This is a genomic window from Microtetraspora niveoalba, from assembly GCF_001570405.1.
Classification (GTDB): Bacteria; Actinomycetota; Actinomycetes; order Streptosporangiales; family Streptosporangiaceae; genus Microtetraspora; species Microtetraspora niveoalba.
Window position 1 is genome coordinate 18,159 of sequence record NZ_BBYM01000018.1, and the last position, 21,510, is coordinate 39,668.

The following is a 21,510-nucleotide window of genomic DNA, read 5'->3' on the forward strand; positions in this document are numbered from 1 at the left end:
CGGCGCCTTTCGCGTGTTCACGGGAAGCCGGAGGGCAGACCGCGCCGCAGACAGACGGCGCGGTCCAGATAGTCCCTGGCCAGGCGGGTACGGCCGGCCGAGCGGTGCAGTTCGGCGAGCATCTGGCTGCTCGCCGCGGCGCCGCTCAGGTCGCCGAGCCGCTGGAAGACGGCCAGCGAACGTTCGAGCCGGATCGAGGCGGGCCGCAGGTCGCCCCGCGCGGCCTGGAGGCCGCCGATCCCCTGCATCGCGTAGGCGCCGCAGTGCCGGTCGCCGAGGCTCTCGAAGATCTCCAGCGCCCGCCCGTGGAAGCGCAGCGCCGCGTCGGCGTCGGCGGCGAGGTCGTGCATCCGTCCGACCTGCATGGACACGCACCCTTCCCGGTGGGTGTCGCCCATGTCCCTGGCCAGCCGGAGCGCTCCTTCCAGCCACTCCGCCGCCCCGGCGAGGTCGCCCGACCTCAGGCAGGCGCGGCCGATCGCCTGGCGCGCGTACGCCTCGCCCTGCCGGTCGCCCAGCGACAGGAACACGGCGAGGGCACGCCGGAAGTGGCGGAGCGCGGCGGGCCGGTCGTCGCGGAACTGGGCGGCGGCGCCCAGACCGCAGACGGAGATCGCCTCTCCTCTGGGGTCGCCCACCTGCCGGAAGATCGCGCGGGACCGCCCGAACATCTCCGCGGCCTCGCGATAGCGGTCGCGGTAGAGGGACACCTGCCCGAGCCCGCGCAGCATGGCGGCCTCGCCGTACCGGTCCCCGGCCTCGCGGGCCGCGTCGAGCGCGGCGCGGTGGGTGCGCCGCCACGCGTCGAGGTGGCAGCGCAGGTCGAAGAACGGCACGAGCGCGGCGGCGAGCGCCCACGCCGACCCGGCCGGTCCCCGCTCGGCGGTCAGCTCGACCAGCCGCACCAGGGCGTCCCGTTCCTGCCGGAACCAGGAGAGCGGGTCCCGCGCGAGCCGTGCCAGGCCGTGCCCCACCGGGGTCCAGCGCTCCGCGCCGGCGGACGCGACGCTGAAGACCGTGGTGGGCAGCCCCGCCGCGGCCCGCTCCGCCGCCACGAGCCAGGCTCCCGCCACGCGCGCCAGGGCGCGCGGATCCGGGTCGCGGGCCGCCCGCTCCCCCGCGTCCCAGCGGACCGGGTCGTACAGCCGGTAGCGGGGACGGCCGAGCGTGTCGACGCCGTCCTGGCGCAGCAGGCTCGCGTCCACGAGGACGTCCGTCACGTCGTCCGCGCCGTGCCGGTCGAGGGCCGCGTCCACCGCCCACGCGGGGAGGGGGTGCGCGCCGAGCGGGGCGAGCGCCCGCAGGGCCCGGGCCGCGTCCGCGGGCAGCAGGCGGTAGCTCCGGTCGAGGCTCTCCCGCACCTCGAGGTCGCCCGCGCGCAGCTCGGCCAGCCGGGAGGACTCGTCCGCCAGCCGTCGTTCGAGGGCGCGCAGCGGCCAGCCCGGACGCGCGGCGAGGCGCGCCCCGGCGACGCGTACGGCCAGCGGCAGGTGCGCGCAGGCCCGGGCGACAGCGGCGGCCGACCGGGGTTCGGCGGCGACCCGCTCGGCTCCGGCGATCCTGCCGAGCAGTTCCACGGCCTCGGCGTGCGGGAGGGCGTCCAGTTCCACCAGGGCCGCTCCGGGGATCTCGGTGATCCGCCGCCGGCTCGTCACGAGCACGGCCGAGCCGCTGCCGGGCAGCAGATGCCGGACCTGCGCCCCGCCGGAGGCGTCGTCGAGCAGCACGAGCATGGGGCGTTCGGCCAGCAGCGACCGGTAGAGCGCCGCCCGCTCCCCCGGCCCGCACGGCACGGCCTCCCCGGAAACGCCGAGCGCCCGCAGCGCCTCGGCGAGCAGGTCGGCGGGCTCCGCGGGCGCGCCCGGGGCGCCGCCAAGGCTCAGGTAGAGCTGCCCGTGGGGGAACCGCTCGCGTACGGCGTGCGCGCAGTGGACGGCGAGCGCCGACTTCCCCACGCCGGGCGGGCCGGCGATCACGGCGACGGCCGGCGGCCCGGTCGCGGGCGCCAGCACGCGCAGGAGGGCGGCGACGGCCTCCCGGCGGCCGGTGAAGTCCGGCACGTCGGGAGGGAGCTGGCGCGGGCGCACCGTCCCGGCCACGCGGATCGGGATGTCCGGCGGGGCGGGCTCCTGGACGGGGGCCGGTCTCCGGAGAGCACGGCCAGGTGGGCCCGCCGCAGCTCGGGGCCGGGGTCCACGCCCAGCTCGGTGTCCAGCGCGCCGCGGATCTCGTCGTAGCAGCGCAGCGCCTCGGCCCGCCTGCCGCTCCAGTGAAGCGCGAGCACGAGCCGCCGCCAGAGGTCCTCGCGGAACGGCTGCTCGGCGATCAGGTCGCGCAGCCCGGCGATCGCCGCCGGGTAGTCCCGGGCGGCCAGCCGCGCGTCGGACAGTTCCTCGGCCGCGGCGAGCCGCGCGTCGGAGATCTCCCGGACGCGGCGGTCCCATACGGGGCTGCCCGGCAGGTCGCACAGAAGGGGGCCGCGCCACAGCGCGAGCGCGCGGGCGAGGTGGGCGGGCGCGCCCGCCGGGTCGCGCCGGGCCAGCGCGACCAGCTCCTCGAAGGTGAGGAGGTCGAGCCGGTCGGGCGCCACCTCGACGGCGTAGCCGCCGGGCCCCGTCCGGATGGCGGCGCCGCCGGGGCCGAGGGCCGCGCGCAGCGTGCTCGCGTACGTGCGCAGGTTGGCGACGGCCGAGCGGGGGCGGGCCGCGGGCCACAGGACCTCGACGAGCAGGTCCGTGCCGACCGTCCGGTTGGCGTCGAGCAGCAGGGTGGCGAGCAGCATGCGCGGCTTGCGGCCGCCGAGCGGGAGGGGCCGCCCCTGGGCGGACCGGACCTCCAGCGGGCCGAGGACCCGGTGCGTGGGCTGATCAACGATCATGATCGCCTACTCCTCTTACAGAGGCATTGCCACCATTTATCGCCTCATGTCAGATCTTCGCTAGCCCTTTGTATGGGTTTTGGATGTTCCTTGTGCGGCCGCCCCGGACCCTTGGCTCCCGTCCGCACCTTCCAGGCGGGCTCCACAGTCAGTGCGCGTGATCCGCCGGGGCGGCCCGGCGGATCACCCGCGAGGAAGGATCCGCATGAGACCGACGTCCCTCGTCAAGGCCGCGCTGGCGCTGCTGCTCGGCGTCACCGCGGGCGCCTCGACCGGCCTCGCCGCCGCCTCGGCGGCCTCGTCGTCCACCGCCTCCACCGCCTCCGCCGCCATGGCGGAGCCCGCGTTCCAGATGCCCTTCCCCTGCGGGCAGACGTGGACCGGCAACTCCAGCGCGAGCAGCGCCCACCAGTCGTGGGAGATCGACTTCAACCGGGGCGGCACCGCCGACGCCGACCTCGGCGACACCGTGGTCGCCGCGGCCGCCGGCACGGTCGTGATCTCGGCGCACCAGGGCTCGACGAACGGCTTCGGCAACCTCGTCAAGATCGACCACGGCGGCGGCTGGTACACGTACTACGCCCACCTGCTCGTCCGGTCGGTGAGCGCGGGCGCGACCGTCAGCCAGGGCCAGAAGATCGGCGAGGTCGGCAACACGAGCAAGCCCGGCAACGACATCTCCCCGCACCTGCACTACGAGGTGCGCACCGACACCGCCTCCTATCCGGCCAACATCCAGAAGGCCAAGTTCGACGGCGTCACGTTCGGCTACCCGGTGCAGACGGTGACCTCCCGCAACTGCGGCGGCGGCACCAACCCGTACACGCCCGAGCAGGTGTGCGGCAGCGGCTACAGCGTGATCGACTCCGCCGCGCTCGGCACCGCCGGGACCGTCTACCTCCTCTACAACAGCTCCAACGGGTACAACTGCGTCACCACCCTCAAGCGGACCTCTCTCGGCACGAACACCGCGACCAGCGCCTACCTGGAGGTCCAGGGCAAGAGCCGCATCACCGACTCGGGGAACTTCGGCTACTACGCCGGCCCCGTCCGCGCCGCCGCGGCGGGCACCTGCGTCAGGTGGGGCGGCTCCGCGGGCGGCAACAGCTACGACAGCCCCCTCGAACACTGCGGATGACCGGCGCCCCCGCGGGGTCGGCCGCCGGACCGTACGGGCCGCGGCGTCACGTACTATCGACGGCGCGAGACCGGAGCCGCCGCGCCCGGTACCCCACACTTCCGAGACCCTGCGGGGGACCATGTTCCGCACGATGATGAAGTCCAAGATCCATCGCGCCACCGTCACCCAGGCGGACCTGCACTACGTGGGATCCGTGACGATCAGCGGCGAGCTCATGGCCGCCGCGAACCTGGTGGAGGGCGAGAAGGTCGACATCGTCGACATCGACAACGGCAACCGCCTCTCGACGTACGTCATCGAGGGCCCGGCGGACTCCGGCGTCATCGGGATCAACGGCGCGGCCGCCCGGCTGATCGGCGTGGGCGACCTCGTGATCATCATCGCGTACGCGCTGGTGGCCGAGGAGGAGGTCGGCACGCTGCGCCCGAGCGTGGTGTTCGTCGACGCGGACAACAAGGTGGTCGAGACCGGCCACGACCCGGCCGGGGTCCCCGACGGCGTGGGCCTCCTCCGCGGCGACGTCGCCGCCCCGACCGCCTGAACCCCGCTCCGAGCCGGACGTCCCGCTCCCGGGCTCGGGAGCGGGCCCCGGCGGCCGCACGCGGGCCTACTTGATCGATCCGGCGGTGAGACCGGAGACGACCTTCCGCTCGATCAGCGCGAAGAGGATGATGACCGGGACGGTCGCGATCACCGATCCGGCGAACAGGTTCTGCCAGTCGACCTGGTACTGCCCGATGAAGGAGTTCAGCCGCACGGTGAGCGGCTGCTGCTCGGGCGAGGTGGTCAGGGTGAGGGCGACCACGAACTCGTTCCACGCCGCGATGAACGTGAAGATCAGCGCGGTGACGACGCCCGGCGCGGCCAGCGGGAGCGTGATCCGGAACAGCGCGCCGAAGCGGCCGGTGCCGTCGATGAACGCCGCCTCCTCCAGCTCGCGCGGGATCGAGCCGAAGTACGCGTTGAGGATCCACACCGCGAAGGCCAGGTTGAACCCGCCGTTGACCAGGATCAGCGACCAGATCGAGTCGACCAGTCCGAGCTGGGAGAACTCGCGGTAGATCCCGACCAGCATCGCGGTCGGCTGGAACATCTGGGTGACCAGCACCAGGATCAGGAACGCCGTGCGGCCGCGGAACCGGTGCCGGGCCGTGTAGTACGCGGCGGGCATGGCCACCAGCAGCACCAGGATCGTCGATCCGGCCGCGACCTGCAGGGTGACCAGCAGGTTCCCGGACAGCCCGCCCGACCAGAAGTTGACGAAGTTCTCCCAGGCGAACTCCGTCGGCAGGTAGCTCGGCTCGCGCAGCTCCTTCTGCGGCCGCAGCGCGGTCAGGATCATCACCAGGTACGGGAACAGGAAGAGGAACGCGATCAGGTACGCGGCCGCGGCGATCACCACCGTCCTGGTCCGCGGCAGCCGCCGGGCGGGACCGGCGCTCGCGGCGCGCGTGGGCGCGGCGACCGGAGGGGTCGCGGTGGCGGTCATCACGACACCTCGTTCTTCCACTTGCTGACCTTGAGGAAGATCGCCACCAGGACGATCACCATGCCGAAGTTCACGACGGACATCGCGGCGGACTCGCCGATGTCGGAGCCCTTGAGGATGAACATGAAGATCGTGGACGTGGCCGTCGAGTAGCCGGGCTGCCCGTGCGTCATCACCCAGATGATCGGGAAGTTGTTGAAGACGTTCATCACGTTGATGAGCGTCGCCACGATCAGCGCGGGCCGGAGCAGCGGCAGCGTGATCGACCAGTACGTGCGCAGCCGGGACGCGCCGTCCGTCTTGGCCGCCTCGTAGACCTCCGCCGGGATCGTCGACAACCCCGCGAGCAGCGCGTACGTCGTGAACGGCAGCGAGACGAAGACCGCCACGGCGATCAGCCACGGCATCGCGGTGGACGCCTGGCCGAGCTGGTCGGCCTCGGTGCTGCCGAGGGCGTCGAGCAGGCCGAGGTCGCGCCGCACCACGTTGAGGAGGCCGACCTCGGGGTCGAGCATCCATTTGAAGATGATCCCCGTCATCAGCACCGAGGCCGCCCACGGCGCGATCATCGCCCAGCGGGCGAGGCGGCGGCCGGGGAAACGCTGGTTGAAGAGCTGGGCGAGGCCGAGCGAGAGCAGGATCGTGACGGCGACGACCGCCACCACCCAGATCACGCTGCGCGCCATGACCCCGGGGAAGTCCGGCTCCTCGAACAGCTTGGTGTAGTTGGCCATGCCGTTCGGGCCCTGGACCACGCCGAACCGGCTGATCTTCTGGAACGACGACTTGATCATCTCGACGACGGGCCACACGACCACGACGGCGATCAGCACGACGGCGGGGCCGGTCCAGGCGAGGGGCGCCAGCGCGCGCGCCGCCCGCGTCAGAGGGGAGGTCTGCTGCATCACTCCTGCTTCCTGCGATGAGGTACGGCCGCAGGGGCACGGCCCGCGCCGCGCCGGCGCGGGCCGTGCCACCGGGTCATCCGGCCGTGGCGACCTTCTGGATCGCCCCGAGGACCTTCGCGGGATCACCGGTGACGGCGCCGCCGATCGTCTGCTTGATCTGCGTGTTCACCTCGGACCACTTCGGGTCGGTGAAGGGGTAGAAGGTGGCGTTGGGCAGGGCGTCGAGGAACGGCTTGAGCTTCTCGTCGCCGGAGAGCTTCTCGATGCCCGACTTCGTCACCGGGAGCAGCTTGTAGGTGTCGCTGATCTTCTGCGCGGCGGAGGAGGCGTAGAAGAAGTCGAAGAACTTCTTGATCTCCTCCTGGTGGCCGTTCTTGTTGAAGGCCATGATCCAGTCCTCGACGCCGAGGGTCGTGTCGAGCGGGCCGCCCTTGCCGGGGATCGGGGCGACGCCGTAGTTGGTCAGGCCGCCCTTCTCGAAGATCGGCATGGACATGGGGCCGCCGTTGACCATGCCGACCTTGCCGGCCGCGAAGTCCTCCCAGACCGTCTTGCGGTCCTTGGTGCCGGGGTTCGGCGTGGTCAGGCCGGCCGCGTGCAGGTCCTTGAGGAAGGCGAAGGTCTCGACGTTCTGCGCCGAGTCGATCGCCCACTGGCCGGAGGCGTCCTTGTAGCCGCCGCCGTTGCCCATGAACCACAGGAACGACTCGCCCTGGGCCTCCTCCTGCCCGAGCGGCAGGCCGAACGGCTGGGTCACCCCGGCCTTCTTCAGCTTCTCCGCGGCGGCCTTCAGCTCGTCCCAGGTCTTGGGCGGCTCGCTGACGCCGGCCTTGGTGAACAGGTCCTTGTTGTAGAACAGGGCGCGGGCGGAGGAGACGAACGGGATGCCGTACGCGGCGCCGTCCACCTTGCCGAACTCGGCGAACTTCTCCAGCAGGTCGGACCGGGTGTTCGGCGAGAGCACCTCGTCCACCTTGTACAGCAGGCCGTCCTTGACGAACCCGGAGTAGTCGCCGGTCTGCAGGATGTCGGGCATCTGCCCGTTCTGCACCATGGTGGCGACCTGGGTGTCGATGTCGTTCCAGTTGATGACCTGGACGTCGACCTTGATGCCGGGGTTGGCCGCCTGGAACTCGTCGACGACGCCCTTCCAGAACTTGTCGCCGCTGTTGTCGGCGGTGGGGCCGTCGCCGTAGTCGGCGGCGACCAGCTTCAGCGTCACCGAGCCGCCCGCGGCCTTGTCAGCGCCGCCGCCGTCGCCCCCGCCCGACTCGCCGCCGCAGGCGGACAGGGCCAGCGCCGCGGCCACGCCGAGGGTGACCACCCCGGCGATCCTCTTGCTCATCACGAATACCACCTTGATCTGGGGATGACTGGTCTGTACCGGTTGAGACCCGAACAGCGGATAGGCCGCCTTTGAGCGGCTTGGGAGCCAAGAGTAAACAGGTGGCAAACGGCCGGTCTATACCGGCGAATATCGGATTCGCAACGAAGGGGCATCGGCGCGACGGCGCCGGTCTATACCAGGCGGCCTGCGGAGGCGCCGGACCGCGGCGCCCCCACGCGGCGGCGACGACCAGGCGCGGCACCGCCCGCACGTGGGGGCGGTTGCGCGATATTGCGCATATTAGCGGTATATCGCACGAATTCACGCCGTCAAGATGTCGTGAAAGCGCATAAACGATCATCCGCCACATACTGTGACATTCGAGTCACGCTACGGCGCCGGGCGGGCGGGCCACGGTCGCCCTCCGGAGGACCACGACCCGAGAGAACACGCAGGAGGCCGGCGGGCCGGGCGAGGCGGGCCGAGCGCGCGGGGCCGAGGTCCGGCGGAGCCCGGGGCCCAGCGGGGCGAGCGCGGGGCCGGGCGGGGCGAGCGCGGGAAACGCGGCGGGGTGACCCGGCCAGGTCGCACGGGCGCGGGGCCGGGCGGGGTGGGCCGGCGTGGCGGGCTGGGCGGGATCAGGCCTGGATGACCTCGACGCCCACGTCGCGGAACCGTCGTACGGTGTCGGCGGGGGCGTCCCGGTCGGTGACCAGGGTGTGGAGGGCCGAGCAGGGGCAGATCCGCGCGAACGCCCGGACGCCCAGCTTGGAGGAGTCGGCCACGACGATCACGCGCCCGGCGCGGGAGGCCATGAGCCGGTTGATGCCCGCCTCGCCCTCGTGGTGGGCGAACGCGCCGCCCTCGGGGTCGAGCGCGTTGACGCCGAGGATCGCGAAGTCGAGCGAGATCTCCCGCAGGAAGCCGTCCGCGAGCGGCCCGATCAGCTCGTACGACGCGGGCAGCGCGACGCCGCCGATCACCACGAGCTTGACGTGCCTGCGGACCACCAGCTCGTTCGCGATGTTCAGCGCGTTCGTCACCACGGTGACGCTCGGCTCGCCGCCCTGCCGGTCGAGGTCGGCCCGGCTCGCGAGGGAGCGGGCGACCTCGGTGGTGGTGGTGCCGCCGTTCAGCCCCACGATCGATCCGGGCGGGACCAGCGCCGCCGCCGCGGCGGCGATGCGGTGCTTCTCCGGCGCGTTCCTGGCCGCCTTGTACTGCAGCGGCAGGTCGTAGGAGATCGCGTTCGCCACGGCGCCGCCCCGGGTGCGGGTCAGCATCTGCTGCCGGCTCAGGTGGTCGAGGTCGCGCCTGATGGTGGCGGCCGAGACGCCCAGCTCGACGGCCACCGCGTCCACCTCGACCTTGCCGTCCCTGGCCAGGATCGCGAGCAACGCGTTCCACCGCTCATGGCTCGACATCGGTCCTCCTCGCCGCTCACTTCGGTTTCGCCCCGCGAAGCGTATCCAACCTCCGGCTTGCGCGTATTTGATTGCTAATGACATATTGTGCTCAGAAATACGCACAAGGAGGCCGGGGCGCGCATGATCCTCACCGTCACCCTCAACGCCGCCCTGGACGTGACGTACGAGGTGGACGGGCTGGTGCCGCACTCCAGCCACCGGGTCACCGCGGTCCACCAGCGGGCCGGCGGCAAGGGCGTCAACGTCGCCCGCGTGCTCGCCTCGCTCGGCGCCGACGTGCTCGTCACGGGACTGGCCGGGGGCGGCGCCGGGGCGGAGATCGCCGACGACCTGTCCCGCGCCGGGATCCCGGCGCGCTTCGGCGCGATCGAGGGCACGTCCCGGCGGACGGTCACCGTGGTGGCCGGCGACGCGACCGTGTTCAACGAGCCCGGCCCCGCCGTCACCGCCGAGGAGTGGCGGCGGTTCCGCGCCCTGTTCCGCGAGCTGTGCCGGGACGCGCGGGTCGTCGTCCTGTCGGGCAGCCTGCCGCCCGGCGTCGCCCCGGACGCCTACGCCGAGCTGATCCGGGACGCCCGGGCCGAGGGGGCGCGCGTCCTGCTCGACGCCGACCACGAGGCGCTCCGCCTCGGGCTGGCCGCCCGGCCCGACATCGCCAAGCCGAACGCGGCCGAGCTGGCCAGGGCCGCCGGGCCCGGGCCCGTCGAGGAGGTCGCGCGGCGGCTGCTCGCCGACGGACCGGCCGCCGTGGTCGTCTCCCGGGGAGCCGACGGCCTGCTCGGCGTCACGCCCGACGGGAGCTGGGAGGTGCGCCCGCCGCGCCGTCTGTCGGGCAACCCCACCGGAGCGGGGGACGCGGTGGCCGCGGCGCTGGCCCGGGCGCTGCACTCCCCCGGGCCGCCGGACTGGCCGCGCGCCCTCGCCGACGCGGCCGCGATGTCGGCCGCCGCCGTCCTCTCCCCGGTCGCCGGGGACATCGACCCGTCCGCCTACCGCGCCTTCCTGCAGGAGATCACATGCCCCTCGCCACGACCGCCTCGATAGTCGCCGCCGCGCCCGGAGGAGTGTGCGCGTTCAACGTCATCACCCTTGAGCACGCCGAGGCCGTCGTCGCGGCGGCGGAGCGGACCGGCGTCCCGGTGATCCTCCAGGTCAGCGAGAACGCCGTGCGGTTCCGGCTGGGCCGGCTGCGGCCGCTGGCGGCGGCCGCGGCCGCGCTCGCCGTCGAGGCCGCCGTGCCGGTCGCCCTCCATCTCGACCACGTGACGGACGACGCGCTGCTGCGCCAGGCCGCCGACACGGGGTTCAGCTCGGTGATGTACGACGCCTCGCTCGACCCGTACGAGGTGAACGTGGCCCGGACGAAGGCCGCCGCCGAGTGGGCGCACGAGAACGGCCTGTGGCTGGAGGCCGAGCTGGGCGAGGTGGGCGGCAAGGACGGCGCGCACGCGCCGGGCGTGCGGACCGACCCGGGCGAGGCGGCCGCGTTCGTCTCCGCCACGGGGGTGGACGCGCTCGCGGTCGCGGTCGGCAGCTCGCACGCGATGACCTCCCGCGTCGCGAAGCTGGACCACGAGCTGATCGGCGCGCTGCGCGCGGCGCTGCCGGTGCCGCTGGTGCTGCACGGCTCGTCGGGCGTCCCCGACGACGAGCTGCGCCGGGCCGTGGCGGCCGGCATGAAGAAGATCAACATCGGCACCGCGCTGAACGTCGCCTTCACCGAGGCGATCCGCGGGTCGCTCGCGGAGAAGCCGTCCGGCGCGGACCCCCGGCCCAGGCTCGCGGCGGCCAGGGACGCGATGACCGACGCGACCGCCCACCTGCTCCGCACGGTCTCCGCGCCCTGACGCCCGGCCCTCAGCGCAGCCAGCCGTAGCGGCGCTCGGGCCGTCCGGCCGCGCCGTACCGCAGGGACACCTCGGCCTGGCCGGTCCCGCAGAAGTACTCGAGGTAGCGGCGCGCGCTCACCCGCGAGACGCCGACCCGCTCCGCGCACTCGGCCGCCGACAGCGTCCCGTCCGCGCCGCGCAGGGCGCGCGCGACCAGCTCGGCGGTCTCGGCGCTCATGCCCTTCGGCGGCGCGGCGGGCGCGGGCGGGGCCGCCGCGCCGCCCCGGGCGAGCACCCGGTCCACCTCGCGCTGGCCGAGGACCGGGGCGGTGGGCGCGTCCCTGCGCTGCGCGGCGTACCGCTCCAGCCGGACCCGCAGGTCGTCCACATCGAATGGCTTGAGCAGGTAGTTCACCACCCCCTGGCGGGCGGCGCCGCGCACGGCGTCGATCTCCCGCGCCGCGCTGATCACCAGGACGTCGCAGTCGTACCCGGCGGCCCGCAGCCGCGTGATCACGTCCAGTCCGAAGACGTCCGGCAGGTAGAGGTCGAGCAGGACGAGGTCGGGCCGCAGCTCGGCGACGGCGGTGAGCGTCTGCTCGCCGGTGTGCGCGGTGCCGACGACCCGGAACCCCTCGACCCGGTCGACGAACCCGCGGTGGATCCGCGCCACCATGAAGTCGTCGTCGACGACCAGCACGTCGATCATCGGCGCGCCTCCGCGGCCGTGCCGGCCGGGCGGCCGACCGACAGCGACGCGGTGAACATGGCCCCCTCGGGGGTGTTGGTCACCGCGACCTCGCCGCCCCTGCGCTCGCAGACCAGGCGGGTGAGCGCCAGCCCCATGCCGCGCTCCCCACCCCGGGCGGCCTTGGTGGTGAAGCCGCGGGTGAACACCTCGCGGGCCAGCTCGGGCGCGATCCCGGGGCCGGAGTCGCGCACCACGATCTCCACGCTGGACGCGTCCTGGCGCAGCTCGACCTCCACCCACGCCTCCCGTCCCGGCCGCTCCGCACCGCCCGGACCCGCCGCGGCGGCGTCCACGGCGGCGTCAACGGCGGCGTCGACCGCGTTGTCCACCAGGTTGCCGACCACCGTCGCGACGTCGGCCGAGTCCGCCGGCTCCAGCCGGTCGAGCGCCGTACGCTCCGAGACCCGCAGGTGGACCTTGCGCTCGGCGGCGAGCGAGGACTTGGCCATCAGCAGCGCGGCGACCGCGGTGTCGCGGACCTGGCCGGCCAGGGCCAGGTCGAGCGACTCGCGGTGGCGGCGCAGCGCGCGGACATATCGCACCACTTCGTCATGCTCCTCGATCTGGATCAGCCCCGAGATGATGTGCAGCTGGTTGGAGAACTCGTGCGCCTGGGCGCGGAGCAGCTCCGTGGAGCTGCGGAAGGACCCCAGCTCGCGTTCGAGCTGGGCCAGCTCGGTGCGGTCGCGCAGGGTCGTCACCGACCCGAGCCTGCGCCCGTCCTTGGTGACGTCCATGCGGTTCATGACCAGCACCCGGCCGCGCCGCACCACGACCTGGTCGCGGGCCCCGGCGGTCTCGCCGCCGGTGCCGGCGAGCACGTCGTGCAGCCGCCCCTCGACGCCCAGGTCGGACAGGCTCCTCCCGACGCAGTCCTCCGGCAGGTCGAGGAGCCTTCTGCCGACCTCGTTGACCAGCGTCAGGCGCAGGTGCGGGTCGAGCGCGACCACCCCTTCGGCGATGCCGTACAGCATGGCCTCCCGGTGCTCGGCGAGCCCGGCGATCTCGCGCGGCTCCAGGCCGAGGGTCTGGTGCTTGATGCGGCGGGCGAGCAGCCAGGAGCCGACCACGCCGAGCGCGCTCGCGATGCCGAGATAGGTGAGCAGGTACGACGACGCGCCCACCAGCCGCTCCCAGACCGTCGGCGACGCCCGGCCGATCATGACGGTGCCGAGGTGGCGGCCGAGGTTGTGCGGCGCCGCCCCCAACACGGGGACCTGGGCGACCAGCTCCCTGGCGGAGCCGACGGCCAGCTCCCCCGACCAGCCGCGGGCCCGGGCGACTCCGGGATCGCCGAGCGGCAGCCGGGTCCCGACCAGCCGGGGGTCGGTCGAGCTGACGATCTCGCCGTGGAGGTCGGCCACCGTCACGGAGGTGACGCCCGACTGGGTGAGGGTGGTCTGGACCAGTGGCGCGAGCGTCTCGCCGGGCGCGGGCCGTTCGATCTGGACCCGCACCAGGGGGTTGCTCGCGAGCTGCTCGGCGAGCGCGGTCACCCGCCGCCCCTCCACCCGGTCGAACGTGGCCTTCGACTGCGCCACCGAGACGGCGCCGACGGCGACCAGGACGACCAGGATGATGGCGAGCTGCAGCGCAAGCAGCTCGCCCGCCAGGGTGTGGCGGCGGAATGTCACGACCACAATGAACTCAATCTTCGCTGGTGACACAAGGCAGACGGGACGCCCCCAGGTCGCCACAATCATGGCGCTGGAATGCCGCAAAGCGAAAGAGACGGACTGTGAGAACTCGACTCACCGCACTGGCCGGCGCCGTGGCCGGCGTGCTGATGCTCGCGGTCGGCGCCTGCGGGGCCACCGCCCAGCAGGCGGGGCCCGCGAAGGAGGGCGCGGCCGCCACCGGCCTGCGCATCATGGTGCCCAACACCCCCGGCGGGGGCTACGACACCACGGCCAGGACCGTGGCCAGGGTGATGGAGGACGCCGGGGTCGCCTCCGGCGTGCAGGTGTTCAACCTGCCGGGCGCGGGCGGCACGGTGGGCCTCCAGCGCACCGTGAACGAGAAGGGCAACGGCAAGCTCGCCATGCAGATGGGCCTCGGCGTCGTCGGGGCGTCGTACACGTCGAAGTCGAAGGCGACGCTGACCCAGACGACCCCGATCGCCAAGCTGATCGAGGAGGCCGGCGCGATCGTCGTTCCGAAGCAGTCGCCGTACCAGACGATCGGCGAGCTGGTCGAGGCGTGGAAGAAGGACCCGAAGGGGCTCGCCGTCGGCGGCGGCTCGCTCCCGGGAGGCCCGGACCACCTGCTGCCGATGCAGCTCGCCCAGAAGGTCGGCATCGATCCCAAGCAGGTCAACTTCATCTCCTACGACGGCGGCGGCGAGCTGCTGCCCGCGATCCTCGGCAACAAGATCGCATTCGCGGCCAGCGGGTACAGCGAGTTCCTCGACCAGGTGCAGGCGGGCCAGGTGCGGGTGCTCGCGGTGACCAGCGAGGAGCCGGTCGAGGTGCTCGGCGACGTGCCGACGCTGAAGAGCGCGGGCATCGACTTCGTCTTCACCAACTGGCGCGGGATCGTCGCGCCGCCGGGCATCTCCGACGCCGACAAGGGCACCTGGATCGACGCGCTGACGCGGATGCACGACTCGAAGCCCTGGAAGGACGAGCTGGTCAAGCGCGGCTGGACCGACGCCTTCGTCACCGGCGACGCGTTCACCTCCTTCCTCGCCGAGCAGGACACGCAGGTCGCCGAGATCCTGACCCGGCTCGGGCTGGCATGAGCCTGCGGATCCGCGCACCGCGGCGCGGGCGCGACGGCGCCGCGACGCGCGCGGACGGGACGGACGGGGAGAGCGCGGGCGGCGACATGGCCGCCCCGCGGTCCCGCGGCCGGGACCGCGCGCAGTACGGCGTGTGCGCGTTCCTCGCGCTGACCGGCGCGCTCGTGATCGCCGACGCGCGGGGGATCGCGCACGTGACGAGCGGCAGTGACCCGATCGGGCCGCGTCCGGTGCCGGTGTTCCTGGGCGTGCTGCTCGTCGCGGTCGCCGTGATCTACGCGGTCGACGTGGCGCGGGGAGGCCGCGGCGAGCCCGAGGGCGGCGAGGACGTCGACCTGACCACCCGGATCGACTGGCGCACCGTGCTCCTGCTGATCGGCGCCTTCGCGGCGAACGCGGCCCTGATCGAGCTGCTCGGCTGGGTGATCAGCGGGGCGATCCTGTTCTGGGGGTCGGCCTTCGCCCTGGGGAGCCGGCGGCCGGTCCGCGACCTGGCGATCGCGGCGGCGCTGTCCCTGGCCACCTTCTACGGCTTCGCGATCGGGCTCGGAGTGAACCTCCCGGCCGGGGTGCTGCGGGGGATCCTGTGACGGAGAACCTGGCGCACCTCGCCGAGGGGTTCGCGAACATCCTCTCCCCGACGAACCTGCTGCTCGCCCTGATCGGCGTCACGATCGGCACGGCGGTCGGGGTGCTGCCCGGCATCGGACCGGCGATGACCGTGGCGCTGCTGCTCCCGGTGACGTACGGGATGGACCCGGCGCACGCGTTCATCCTGTTCGCCGGCATCTTCTACGGCGGCATGTACGGCGGATCCACCACCTCGATCCTGCTGAACACGCCGGGCGAGTCGTCGTCGGTCGTCACCGCGATCGAGGGCAACAAGATGGCGAAGGCGGGCCGGGCCGCGCAGGCGCTGGCGACCGCGGCGATCGGCTCGTTCGTCGCGGGCACGATCGGCACGCTCCTCCTGGTGCTCGTCACCCCGGTGGTGGTGCGGTTCGCCGTGGACCTCGGCGCGCCCGACTACCTCGCGATCATGATCCTGGCGTTCGTCGCGGTCACCGCGGTGCTCGGCGCCTCGCGCGTGCGCGGGTTCGCCTCCCTGCTGATCGGGCTGGTCATCGGGCTGGTCGGCATCGACGCGGTGAGCGGGCAGCAGCGGCTCACGTTCGGCGTCCCGCAACTCGCCGACGGCATCGACGTGGTCGTCGTCGCGGTCGGCGTCTTCGCCGTCGGAGAGGCGCTGTGGGTGGCCGCGCACCTGCGCGGACGGCCCGGCGAGGTGATCCCGGTCGGCCGCCCGTGGATGGGCCGCGAGGACTGGAGGCGGTCGTGGCGGCCGTGGCTGCGCGGCACCGCGTTCGGGTTCCCGTTCGGCGCGCTCCCGGCGGGCGGCGCGGAGATCCCGACCTTCCTGTCGTACGCGACGGAGCGGAAGCTGACCCGGCACCCGGAGGAGTTCGGCAAGGGCGCGATCGAGGGCGTCGCCGGTCCCGAGGCGGCGAACAACGCGTCGGCGGCGGGCACCCTGGTGCCGATGCTGGCGATCGGCCTGCCGACGAACGCGACCGCCGCGGTCATGCTCGCCGCGTTCCAGTCCTACGGCATCCAGCCGGGACCGCTGCTGTTCGAGCGCGAGTCCACGCTGGTCTGGACGCTCATCGCGAGCCTGTTCGTCGGGAACCTGCTGCTGCTCGTCCTCAACCTGCCGCTGGCCCCCGCCTGGGCGAAGCTGCTGCGCATCCCCCGCCCCTACCTGTACGCGGGGATCCTGTTCTTCGCCTCGATGGGCGCGTACGCGGTGAACGCCCAGCCGCTCGACCTGCTGCTGCTCCTGCTGCTGGGGCTGCTCGGGTTCGCCATGCGCCGGTTCGGCCTGCCGGTGCTGCCCCTCATCGTCGGAGTCATCCTCGGGCCGCGCGCCGAGCTGCAGGGCAGGCGGTCCCTCCAGCTCTCGGGGGGCGACCCGTCCGGCCTGCTCGGGGGCCCCGTCTCGTACGCCGTCTACACTGTGGTGGTGATCATGCTGGTGTGGCCGCTGCTCCGGCGGTACGCGTTCAGGAGGCCCGCGCGGCCGGATGCGACGTGACCCCGGGCGCGGGCGGCGCCGGCCGCCCGTGCTCCTGCTCCACGCCCTGATCACGCAGGCCGTCACCTTCGTGCTGCGCCCGACCATGTCGTACCGGGCGATCGAGCTGGACGTCCCGGCGGGGTGGCTGGGCGTGCTGAGCGCGAGCTTCGCGATCGCCCCGCTGGTGCTGGCCATCCCGGCGGGGCACGCGGCCGACCGGTTCGGGGAGCGCGCGGTGGCCCTGGCCGGCGCCGTCCTGCTCGTCTGCTCCGGCCTGGCGTTCCTGCTGCTCGGCGACGGCGTGGGCGGCCTGGTGGCGGCGGGCGTCCTGCTCGGCACCGGCCACCTCGGCTGCGTCGTCGGGCAGCAGGCCCTGGTCGCCAACACCACGCGGCCCGGACGCTACGACACCGCCTTCGGGCACTACACGTTCGCGGCGTCGCTGGGCCAGGCCGCCGGGCCGGTGCTGATCTCTGCCTTCGGCGGCTCGCGGGCGATCCCCGACACCACCGCCGTCTTCCTCGCGGCGCTCGTCCTCGCCGCCGCGCTCGCGGCGCTGTCGGCCTTCCTGCCCGAGAGCCCGGGAACGGCGGGCCGCGGCGACGGCTCCGCGCCCGGGATCCGGTCGCTGATCCGCCTGCCGGGGCTGGCCGGCGCCCTCGCGACGAGCTGCGTGGTGCTGGCCGCCGTCGACATCACCCTCGTCTACCTGCCCGCGCTGGGCGCGGAGCGCGGCCTCGCCTCGGGCACGGTCGGCCTGCTGCTCGCCGTACGCGGGGTGGCGTCCATGGGGTCGCGGCTGTTCCTCGGCCGCCTGTCCCGGGCGTTCGGCCGCCGCAGGCTGCTGGTCGCGAGCACCGTGGCGGCGGCGGTCGCGCTGGCGGCCATGCCGTCGCCGATGCCGGTCTGGGCGCTCGCCGCGCTGCTCGCCGCCGCCGGTTTCGGCCTCGGCGTGGGCCAGCCGCTGACGATGTCGTGGCTGGCGGAGTCGGCGCCGCCGGGCCTGCGCGGCCGGGCCATGTCCCTGCGCCTGGTGGGCAACCGCACCGGCCAGGTGCTGATCCCCAGCGCGGCCGGGCTCGTGGCGGCGGGGCTGGGCGCGGGCGGGGTGTTGTGGATCACGGCGTTCAGCCTCGGCTGGGCCGGCGTCGCCGCGCGACGGCTGCCCGTGGACCCGGCCGGGGAGAGCTGAGCGGCCGGGACGCCGGGCCGTGCCGCGCGGCTCACAGCATCAGCCGCGGCTGGGTCTGGGTGCGCCATTCGAGCAGCACCACGGTGGCGTCGTCCTGCAGGCGCCCCTCCTGGTGGGCGAGGATCGACTGGATCAGGCGGCGCAGGGTCTCCGGGGTGGTCAGCCCGCCCGCCTCCTGGCGGACGACGAAGTCGATGAAGCGGCGCAGCCCGAACGGCTCCCCCTCGGGGCTGCGCGCTTCGATGATCCCGTCTGTGTAGAGCAGCAGGCGGTCGCCGGGTTCGAGGTGGTACTCCGCGAGGCTCGCCGGCACGCTCAGCCCGAGCCCCATCGGCGGCGACGGCGTGCCGTCCAGGGAGATGGTGGTGCGCTTGTCGCGGATGACCAGTGGCGGGTGGTGCCCCCGGTTGACCCAGACGAGCCGGCCGGTGGCCGTGTTCAGCGCGGCCAGGACGCCGGTGGCGAAGCGGGTGCCGGCGAACTGCTCGCCGATCGCCGCGTCGATCGCCTCGCTCGCCGCCACCGGGTCGACGCCCTGCCGCCGGCTGTAGCGGTAGGCGCCGATGGCGATGGTCGCGGTCAGCCCGGCTGCGGTGTCGTGCCCCATGGCGTCGAAGATCGCCAGGTGCATGATGTCGCCGTTGAGCGCGTAGTCGAAGGTGTCCCCGCCCATCTCGTACGCGGGTTCGAGCGCGGCGCCGACCACCACGCGTTCGTTGGCGAAGGTCCTGGCCGGCATGAGGTTCCACAGGACCTCGGCGGAGAGGTTCATCGGCCGGGTGCGCTCAAGGACGGCGTAGGAGTCGCTGACGGCCCGCTTGCTCTCCAGGATGAAGGCGAGGAGCGACGCGAGGTAGCGGATCCGCCAGCCGGTGGCCGGGGTGGGCTCGGCCACGGTGACCGCGATCACGCCGAGCCGTTCGGTGCCGTCGAGCAGCGGCACCCACAGGCGGAGCGGTCCCTCCTCGACCGGCGGCTCCGCGGCCTCGCCCGCGGACGGGTGCGTGGCCGCCCCGACGCGGACGATCTCCACGTTGCGGTAGGCCCGCCCGGCGAGAGTGGCGTCGATGCGGATGGGGGCGGGCGGCTCTCCGGACTCGCTCCGCTGGCCGGGCAGCGGGACGAGCGACAGTTGCTGCAGGTCGGCGATGTAGATCGTCGTCTCGGACAGGCCCCAGAGGGCCGCGTGCTCGGCGACCAGCGCCGGCACGTTCTCGAGCGAGACCAGATGGCTGGCGTGGACCAGTCCGCCCAGCATCCTCTCGTCGTCGCTCCGCACGCGCGCTCCCCGGGGTGGCTCCGCATCCTCGTGCCCCGCCTCCTACCCACGGGGGGCGCGTTTGACCTGGGCGGACGCGGGAAGCGGGGGCGCTACGGAGGGCGGGCCGCCCGCGTGGCGGCCCGCGCGGCCTCGCGACTTCGGGGGGAAACGATGACGAACATCTGGCAACCGGGAAGCCGGGCCCCACGCGGCGGCGACCTGGACTGGCTGCCCCCGCTGGGCCAGTCCCCGGACGCCGAGGGCGATCCCGAGGACGGCCCGTGGCAGGGGTGGTACGTGCCGGGCGCCGATTCCTCGGACGACGTGGAGGAGCCCACCACCGAATAGCCCCGGGGTCAGCGCTCCGCCAGGACCCGGCCAAGCCGCCGCCGTCCGCCGTTTCGCCCGATCCGGCCCCGGGAATCTCCGGACGACACATCCGTGCCGGCTCGTGGGGGGCCTGAGCTCAGGAGGTCGGGATGCGGCCGATGGGTAAGGCGGTCGCCTGGTGGGCGGCGCTCATGGCGGTCTGGTGGGCCACCCTGTCGGCCCCGGCCACGGCCGAACTGGTGACCGGCGCGGCCTGCGCGCTCGCCTGCGTCGCGGTGGCGATGGCGGTCCCGCGCCTGCTCGGGCAGTCGTGGCGGCCCGCCCCGCGGTGGGCGGCCTGGCTCGGGCCGCTCGCGCTCGCGGTCCCGGCCGACACCGCCCGCCTGCTCGCGGTGACGGTGCCGCGCCTGCTGCGCGACCGGGAGTGGTCCGGGTCGCTGCGGCGGCTGCCCCCGCCGCCCGGGGAGCCGGAGCCGACGGCCCGCGCGCGGCGGGCGCTGGGGACGGCGGCGGTCTCGGCCTCGCCCGGAGCCGTCGTCGTGGACTGGCCGCCGGACGGCGCTCCGGCGTTGGTCCACGCGGTGACGTCCCGGCCGTCCCGCCTGGAGTCGGCGGTGACCCGGTGAGCCTGTGGTCGCTCGCGACGATCGCGCTGATGGTGGGCGGCCTCGGCCCCGCGCTGTACGTGTCGGCGCGCGGCGGAGCCCTCGACCGGCTGATCGGCCTGGAGCTGGGCGGCGCCGTCGCCACGCTCGTGCTGATGCTGCTCTCGCACGGCTCCACCCGGTCGTCGTACCTGATCGTGCCGCTGGTGCTGGCCGTGTTGTCGTTCGCGGGCACGCTCGTGTTCGCCCGGGTGCTGGCGGCCCGGCCGTGAACCCCGTGGCGGAGGTCCTCGTCGGCCTGGGCGTGCTCGTCGCCCTCGCCTCGTCGGTGGGCGCCGTGCTCCCGCGCGACACGCTGACCCGGCTGCACTTCGTCACCCCCGTCACGTCGCTCGCCGCGCCGCTGGTCGGCGCGGGCCTCGCGGTGGACGCGGGCTGGAGCGCGACCGCCGCGATGGACCTGCTCATCGTGCTGGTGCTCGCCGCCACCGGGCCGGTGCTCGCCGCGGCGACCGCGCAGGCGCGGGCGCAGCGGCAGGGCCTGGTGACCGAGGAGGCCCCGGAGTGAGCGACGCCCTGGCGGTGGTGGCGCTGACGCTGGTGGGGGTGGCGGGCACGGCCGTCGCCTGGACGTTCGACCCGGCCCGCCAGGCGGTGCTGTCCTCCGTCTTCGGCGTGCTGCTCGCGGTGCTGTTCACGGTGCTGCAGGCGCCGGACGTGGCGCTGTCCCAGATCGGGGTGGGCGCCGCGCTCGTGCCGCTCATGGTCGTCCTCACCGTACGGAGAATCCGCCGGGGCCCGCGGTGAGCGGGCGCGCGCGGCTGGTCGTGTTCGTCCTCGGGGCGGCGGGGCTGGCGGTGGCGTTCGTGTTCGCGCTGGGCGGGATGCCGCCGTTCGGCGGGAGCGAGCACCCCTACCGGGACCTGGCGGTCGCGGCGGCGCTGCGGCACGTCACGCCCAACGTGGTCTCGTCGGTCAACTTCGACCAGCGGGCGCTGGACACGCTCGGCGAGGAGACGATCCTGCTGGGCTCGGTGATCGGCGCCGCGGCGCTGCTGCGCCTGGTCGGGCACGAGAAGGAGCGCCCCGAGCGGGCCGGAGGGCGGCTGCCGGACGCGATCGGGCTCGGCTGCTATCTGCTCCTGCCGGTGACCCTGCTGATCGGGCTGGACGTGGTCGCGCACGGCCATCTCACACCCGGCGGCGGCTTCCAGGGCGGCGTGGTGCTCGCCACCGGCCTGCACCTGCTCTATCTGGCCGGGCGGTACCGGAGCCTGGAGCGGCTGCGCCCGCTCGCCTGGTACGAGTTCGGCGAGGGCGCGAGCGCGACGGCGTTCGTCGGCGTGGGGCTGGCGGGACTCGCGGCCGGCGGGTCGTTCCTGGCGAACGTGCTGCCGCTGGGCTCGTTCCGTGAGCTGCTGTCGGCGGGCACGGTGCCGGTGCTCAACATCGTGGTCGGCTGCGCGGTCGCCACGGGCGCGGTCGTCCTGCTGGCCCAGTTCCTCGAGCAGGCGATCCGGATCACCGGCGGGGCCGGACCCGGCTCCTCCGGCTGAGG

General features: G+C 73.9%; 23 protein-coding genes. 14 read left to right on the forward strand and 9 right to left on the reverse strand.

The window, feature by feature from the left end; translation table 11 throughout:
• Positions 1 to 17 precede the first annotated feature (17 nt).
• Positions 18 to 2,060 (reverse strand): tetratricopeptide repeat protein, encoded by a 2,043-nt coding sequence (locus AWQ70_RS18305; protein WP_245647028.1) that lies wholly within the window; start codon positions 2,058 to 2,060, stop codon positions 18 to 20.
• Positions 1,973 to 2,878 carry an AfsR/SARP family transcriptional regulator gene (locus AWQ70_RS41290; protein ID WP_245647029.1) on the reverse strand — a complete coding sequence of 302 codons (906 nt, stop codon included), beginning with the start codon at positions 2,876 to 2,878 and terminating at the stop codon, positions 1,973 to 1,975. The genes AWQ70_RS18305 and AWQ70_RS41290 overlap by 88 nt, the downstream gene beginning before the upstream one ends.
• Positions 2,879 to 3,083: 205 nt before the next feature.
• On the opposite strand from AWQ70_RS41290, the gene AWQ70_RS18310 reads away from it, so the two are divergent.
• Positions 3,084 to 4,016, forward strand: coding sequence for a M23 family metallopeptidase (locus tag AWQ70_RS18310; RefSeq protein ID WP_067177607.1), 933 nt, complete (start codon positions 3,084 to 3,086; stop codon positions 4,014 to 4,016).
• 121 nt (positions 4,017 to 4,137) lie between these two features.
• Positions 4,138 to 4,560 carry an aspartate 1-decarboxylase gene (gene panD, locus AWQ70_RS18315; protein WP_067177610.1) on the forward strand — a complete coding sequence of 141 codons (423 nt, stop codon included), beginning with the start codon at positions 4,138 to 4,140 and terminating at the stop codon, positions 4,558 to 4,560.
• 66 nt (positions 4,561 to 4,626) lie between these two features.
• Here panD and AWQ70_RS18320 read toward each other — a convergent pair whose 3' ends face one another.
• The 4 genes from AWQ70_RS18320 to AWQ70_RS18335 all read right to left on the reverse strand — a co-directional run bounded on the left by AWQ70_RS18320 (position 4,627) and on the right by AWQ70_RS18335 (position 9,167).
• Complete coding sequence (locus tag AWQ70_RS18320; protein WP_084517338.1) at positions 4,627 to 5,508, reverse strand: carbohydrate ABC transporter permease; 882 nt, start codon at positions 5,506 to 5,508, stop codon at positions 4,627 to 4,629.
• The gene (locus tag AWQ70_RS18325; RefSeq protein ID WP_067178021.1) at positions 5,508 to 6,413 is read right to left on the reverse strand and encodes a carbohydrate ABC transporter permease; all 906 of its coding nucleotides are present in this window, start codon (positions 6,411 to 6,413) and stop codon (positions 5,508 to 5,510) included. The genes AWQ70_RS18320 and AWQ70_RS18325 overlap by 1 nt, the downstream gene beginning before the upstream one ends.
• A 76-nt stretch (positions 6,414 to 6,489) precedes the next feature.
• Entirely contained in the window at positions 6,490 to 7,761 is a 1,272-nt protein-coding gene (locus AWQ70_RS18330; protein ID WP_067177612.1) for an extracellular solute-binding protein, read from the reverse strand.
• Positions 7,762 to 8,381: 620 nt separating this feature from the next.
• Entirely contained in the window at positions 8,382 to 9,167 is a 786-nt protein-coding gene (locus AWQ70_RS18335; RefSeq protein WP_067177615.1) for a DeoR/GlpR family DNA-binding transcription regulator, read from the reverse strand.
• A gap of 123 nt (positions 9,168 to 9,290) precedes the next feature.
• Here AWQ70_RS18335 and AWQ70_RS18340 point away from each other — a divergent pair, with 123 nt between their 5' ends.
• On the forward strand, positions 9,291 to 10,214 hold the full coding sequence (locus tag AWQ70_RS18340) for a 1-phosphofructokinase family hexose kinase (RefSeq protein ID WP_067177617.1): 924 nt from the start codon (positions 9,291 to 9,293) through the stop codon (positions 10,212 to 10,214).
• Complete coding sequence (locus AWQ70_RS18345; protein WP_067177619.1) at positions 10,187 to 11,017, forward strand: class II fructose-bisphosphate aldolase; 831 nt, start codon at positions 10,187 to 10,189, stop codon at positions 11,015 to 11,017. The genes AWQ70_RS18340 and AWQ70_RS18345 overlap by 28 nt, the downstream gene beginning before the upstream one ends.
• 10 nt (positions 11,018 to 11,027) lie before the next feature.
• On the opposite strand, the gene AWQ70_RS18350 is transcribed toward AWQ70_RS18345, so the two are convergent.
• Together AWQ70_RS18350 and AWQ70_RS18355 are read right to left on the reverse strand one after the other, a co-directional pair.
• On the reverse strand, positions 11,028 to 11,708 hold the full coding sequence (locus AWQ70_RS18350) for a response regulator (protein WP_067177621.1): 681 nt from the start codon (positions 11,706 to 11,708) through the stop codon (positions 11,028 to 11,030).
• The gene (locus AWQ70_RS18355) at positions 11,705 to 13,390 is read right to left on the reverse strand and encodes a sensor histidine kinase (RefSeq protein WP_157530161.1); all 1,686 of its coding nucleotides are present in this window, start codon (positions 13,388 to 13,390) and stop codon (positions 11,705 to 11,707) included. Before AWQ70_RS18355 ends, AWQ70_RS18350 begins: the two co-directional genes overlap by 4 nt.
• 98 nt (positions 13,391 to 13,488) lie before the next feature.
• Here AWQ70_RS18355 and AWQ70_RS18360 point away from each other — a divergent pair, with 98 nt between their 5' ends.
• From AWQ70_RS18360 to AWQ70_RS18375, 4 genes are read left to right on the forward strand one after another with little or no spacing between them, the layout of a single operon-like run.
• Entirely contained in the window at positions 13,489 to 14,490 is a 1,002-nt protein-coding gene (locus AWQ70_RS18360) for a Bug family tripartite tricarboxylate transporter substrate binding protein (protein WP_218004578.1), read from the forward strand.
• On the forward strand, positions 14,487 to 15,080 hold the full coding sequence (locus AWQ70_RS18365) for a tripartite tricarboxylate transporter TctB family protein (RefSeq protein WP_218004579.1): 594 nt from the start codon (positions 14,487 to 14,489) through the stop codon (positions 15,078 to 15,080). Before AWQ70_RS18360 ends, AWQ70_RS18365 begins: the two co-directional genes overlap by 4 nt.
• Positions 15,077 to 16,582, forward strand: coding sequence for a tripartite tricarboxylate transporter permease (locus AWQ70_RS18370; protein ID WP_067177624.1), 1,506 nt, complete (start codon positions 15,077 to 15,079; stop codon positions 16,580 to 16,582). Before AWQ70_RS18365 ends, AWQ70_RS18370 begins: the two co-directional genes overlap by 4 nt.
• Positions 16,572 to 17,756 (forward strand): MFS transporter, encoded by a 1,185-nt coding sequence (locus AWQ70_RS18375; RefSeq protein ID WP_067177626.1) that lies wholly within the window; start codon positions 16,572 to 16,574, stop codon positions 17,754 to 17,756. Before AWQ70_RS18370 ends, AWQ70_RS18375 begins: the two co-directional genes overlap by 11 nt.
• A 31-nt stretch (positions 17,757 to 17,787) precedes the next feature.
• Here AWQ70_RS18375 and AWQ70_RS18380 read toward each other — a convergent pair whose 3' ends face one another.
• The gene (locus AWQ70_RS18380) at positions 17,788 to 19,035 is read right to left on the reverse strand and encodes a PP2C family protein-serine/threonine phosphatase (protein ID WP_218004580.1); all 1,248 of its coding nucleotides are present in this window, start codon (positions 19,033 to 19,035) and stop codon (positions 17,788 to 17,790) included.
• A gap of 153 nt (positions 19,036 to 19,188) precedes the next feature.
• On the opposite strand from AWQ70_RS18380, the gene AWQ70_RS39030 reads away from it, so the two are divergent.
• From AWQ70_RS39030 to AWQ70_RS18405, 6 genes are all read left to right on the forward strand, one after another.
• Complete coding sequence (locus tag AWQ70_RS39030) at positions 19,189 to 19,365, forward strand: hypothetical protein (protein WP_157530162.1); 177 nt, start codon at positions 19,189 to 19,191, stop codon at positions 19,363 to 19,365.
• 131 nt (positions 19,366 to 19,496) lie between these two features.
• On the forward strand, positions 19,497 to 19,973 hold the full coding sequence (locus tag AWQ70_RS18385; RefSeq protein WP_067177628.1) for a hypothetical protein: 477 nt from the start codon (positions 19,497 to 19,499) through the stop codon (positions 19,971 to 19,973).
• The gene (locus tag AWQ70_RS18390) at positions 19,970 to 20,224 is read left to right on the forward strand and encodes an MrpF/PhaF family protein (protein WP_067177631.1); all 255 of its coding nucleotides are present in this window, start codon (positions 19,970 to 19,972) and stop codon (positions 20,222 to 20,224) included. The genes AWQ70_RS18385 and AWQ70_RS18390 overlap by 4 nt, the downstream gene beginning before the upstream one ends.
• The gene (locus AWQ70_RS18395; RefSeq protein WP_067177633.1) at positions 20,221 to 20,520 is read left to right on the forward strand and encodes a monovalent cation/H(+) antiporter subunit G; all 300 of its coding nucleotides are present in this window, start codon (positions 20,221 to 20,223) and stop codon (positions 20,518 to 20,520) included. Before AWQ70_RS18390 ends, AWQ70_RS18395 begins: the two co-directional genes overlap by 4 nt.
• Positions 20,517 to 20,759 (forward strand): Na(+)/H(+) antiporter subunit B, encoded by a 243-nt coding sequence (locus AWQ70_RS18400; protein ID WP_067177635.1) that lies wholly within the window; start codon positions 20,517 to 20,519, stop codon positions 20,757 to 20,759. The genes AWQ70_RS18395 and AWQ70_RS18400 overlap by 4 nt, the downstream gene beginning before the upstream one ends.
• Positions 20,756 to 21,508, forward strand: coding sequence for an MnhB domain-containing protein (locus AWQ70_RS18405; protein ID WP_067177637.1), 753 nt, complete (start codon positions 20,756 to 20,758; stop codon positions 21,506 to 21,508). Before AWQ70_RS18400 ends, AWQ70_RS18405 begins: the two co-directional genes overlap by 4 nt.
• Positions 21,509 to 21,510 lie beyond the last annotated feature (2 nt).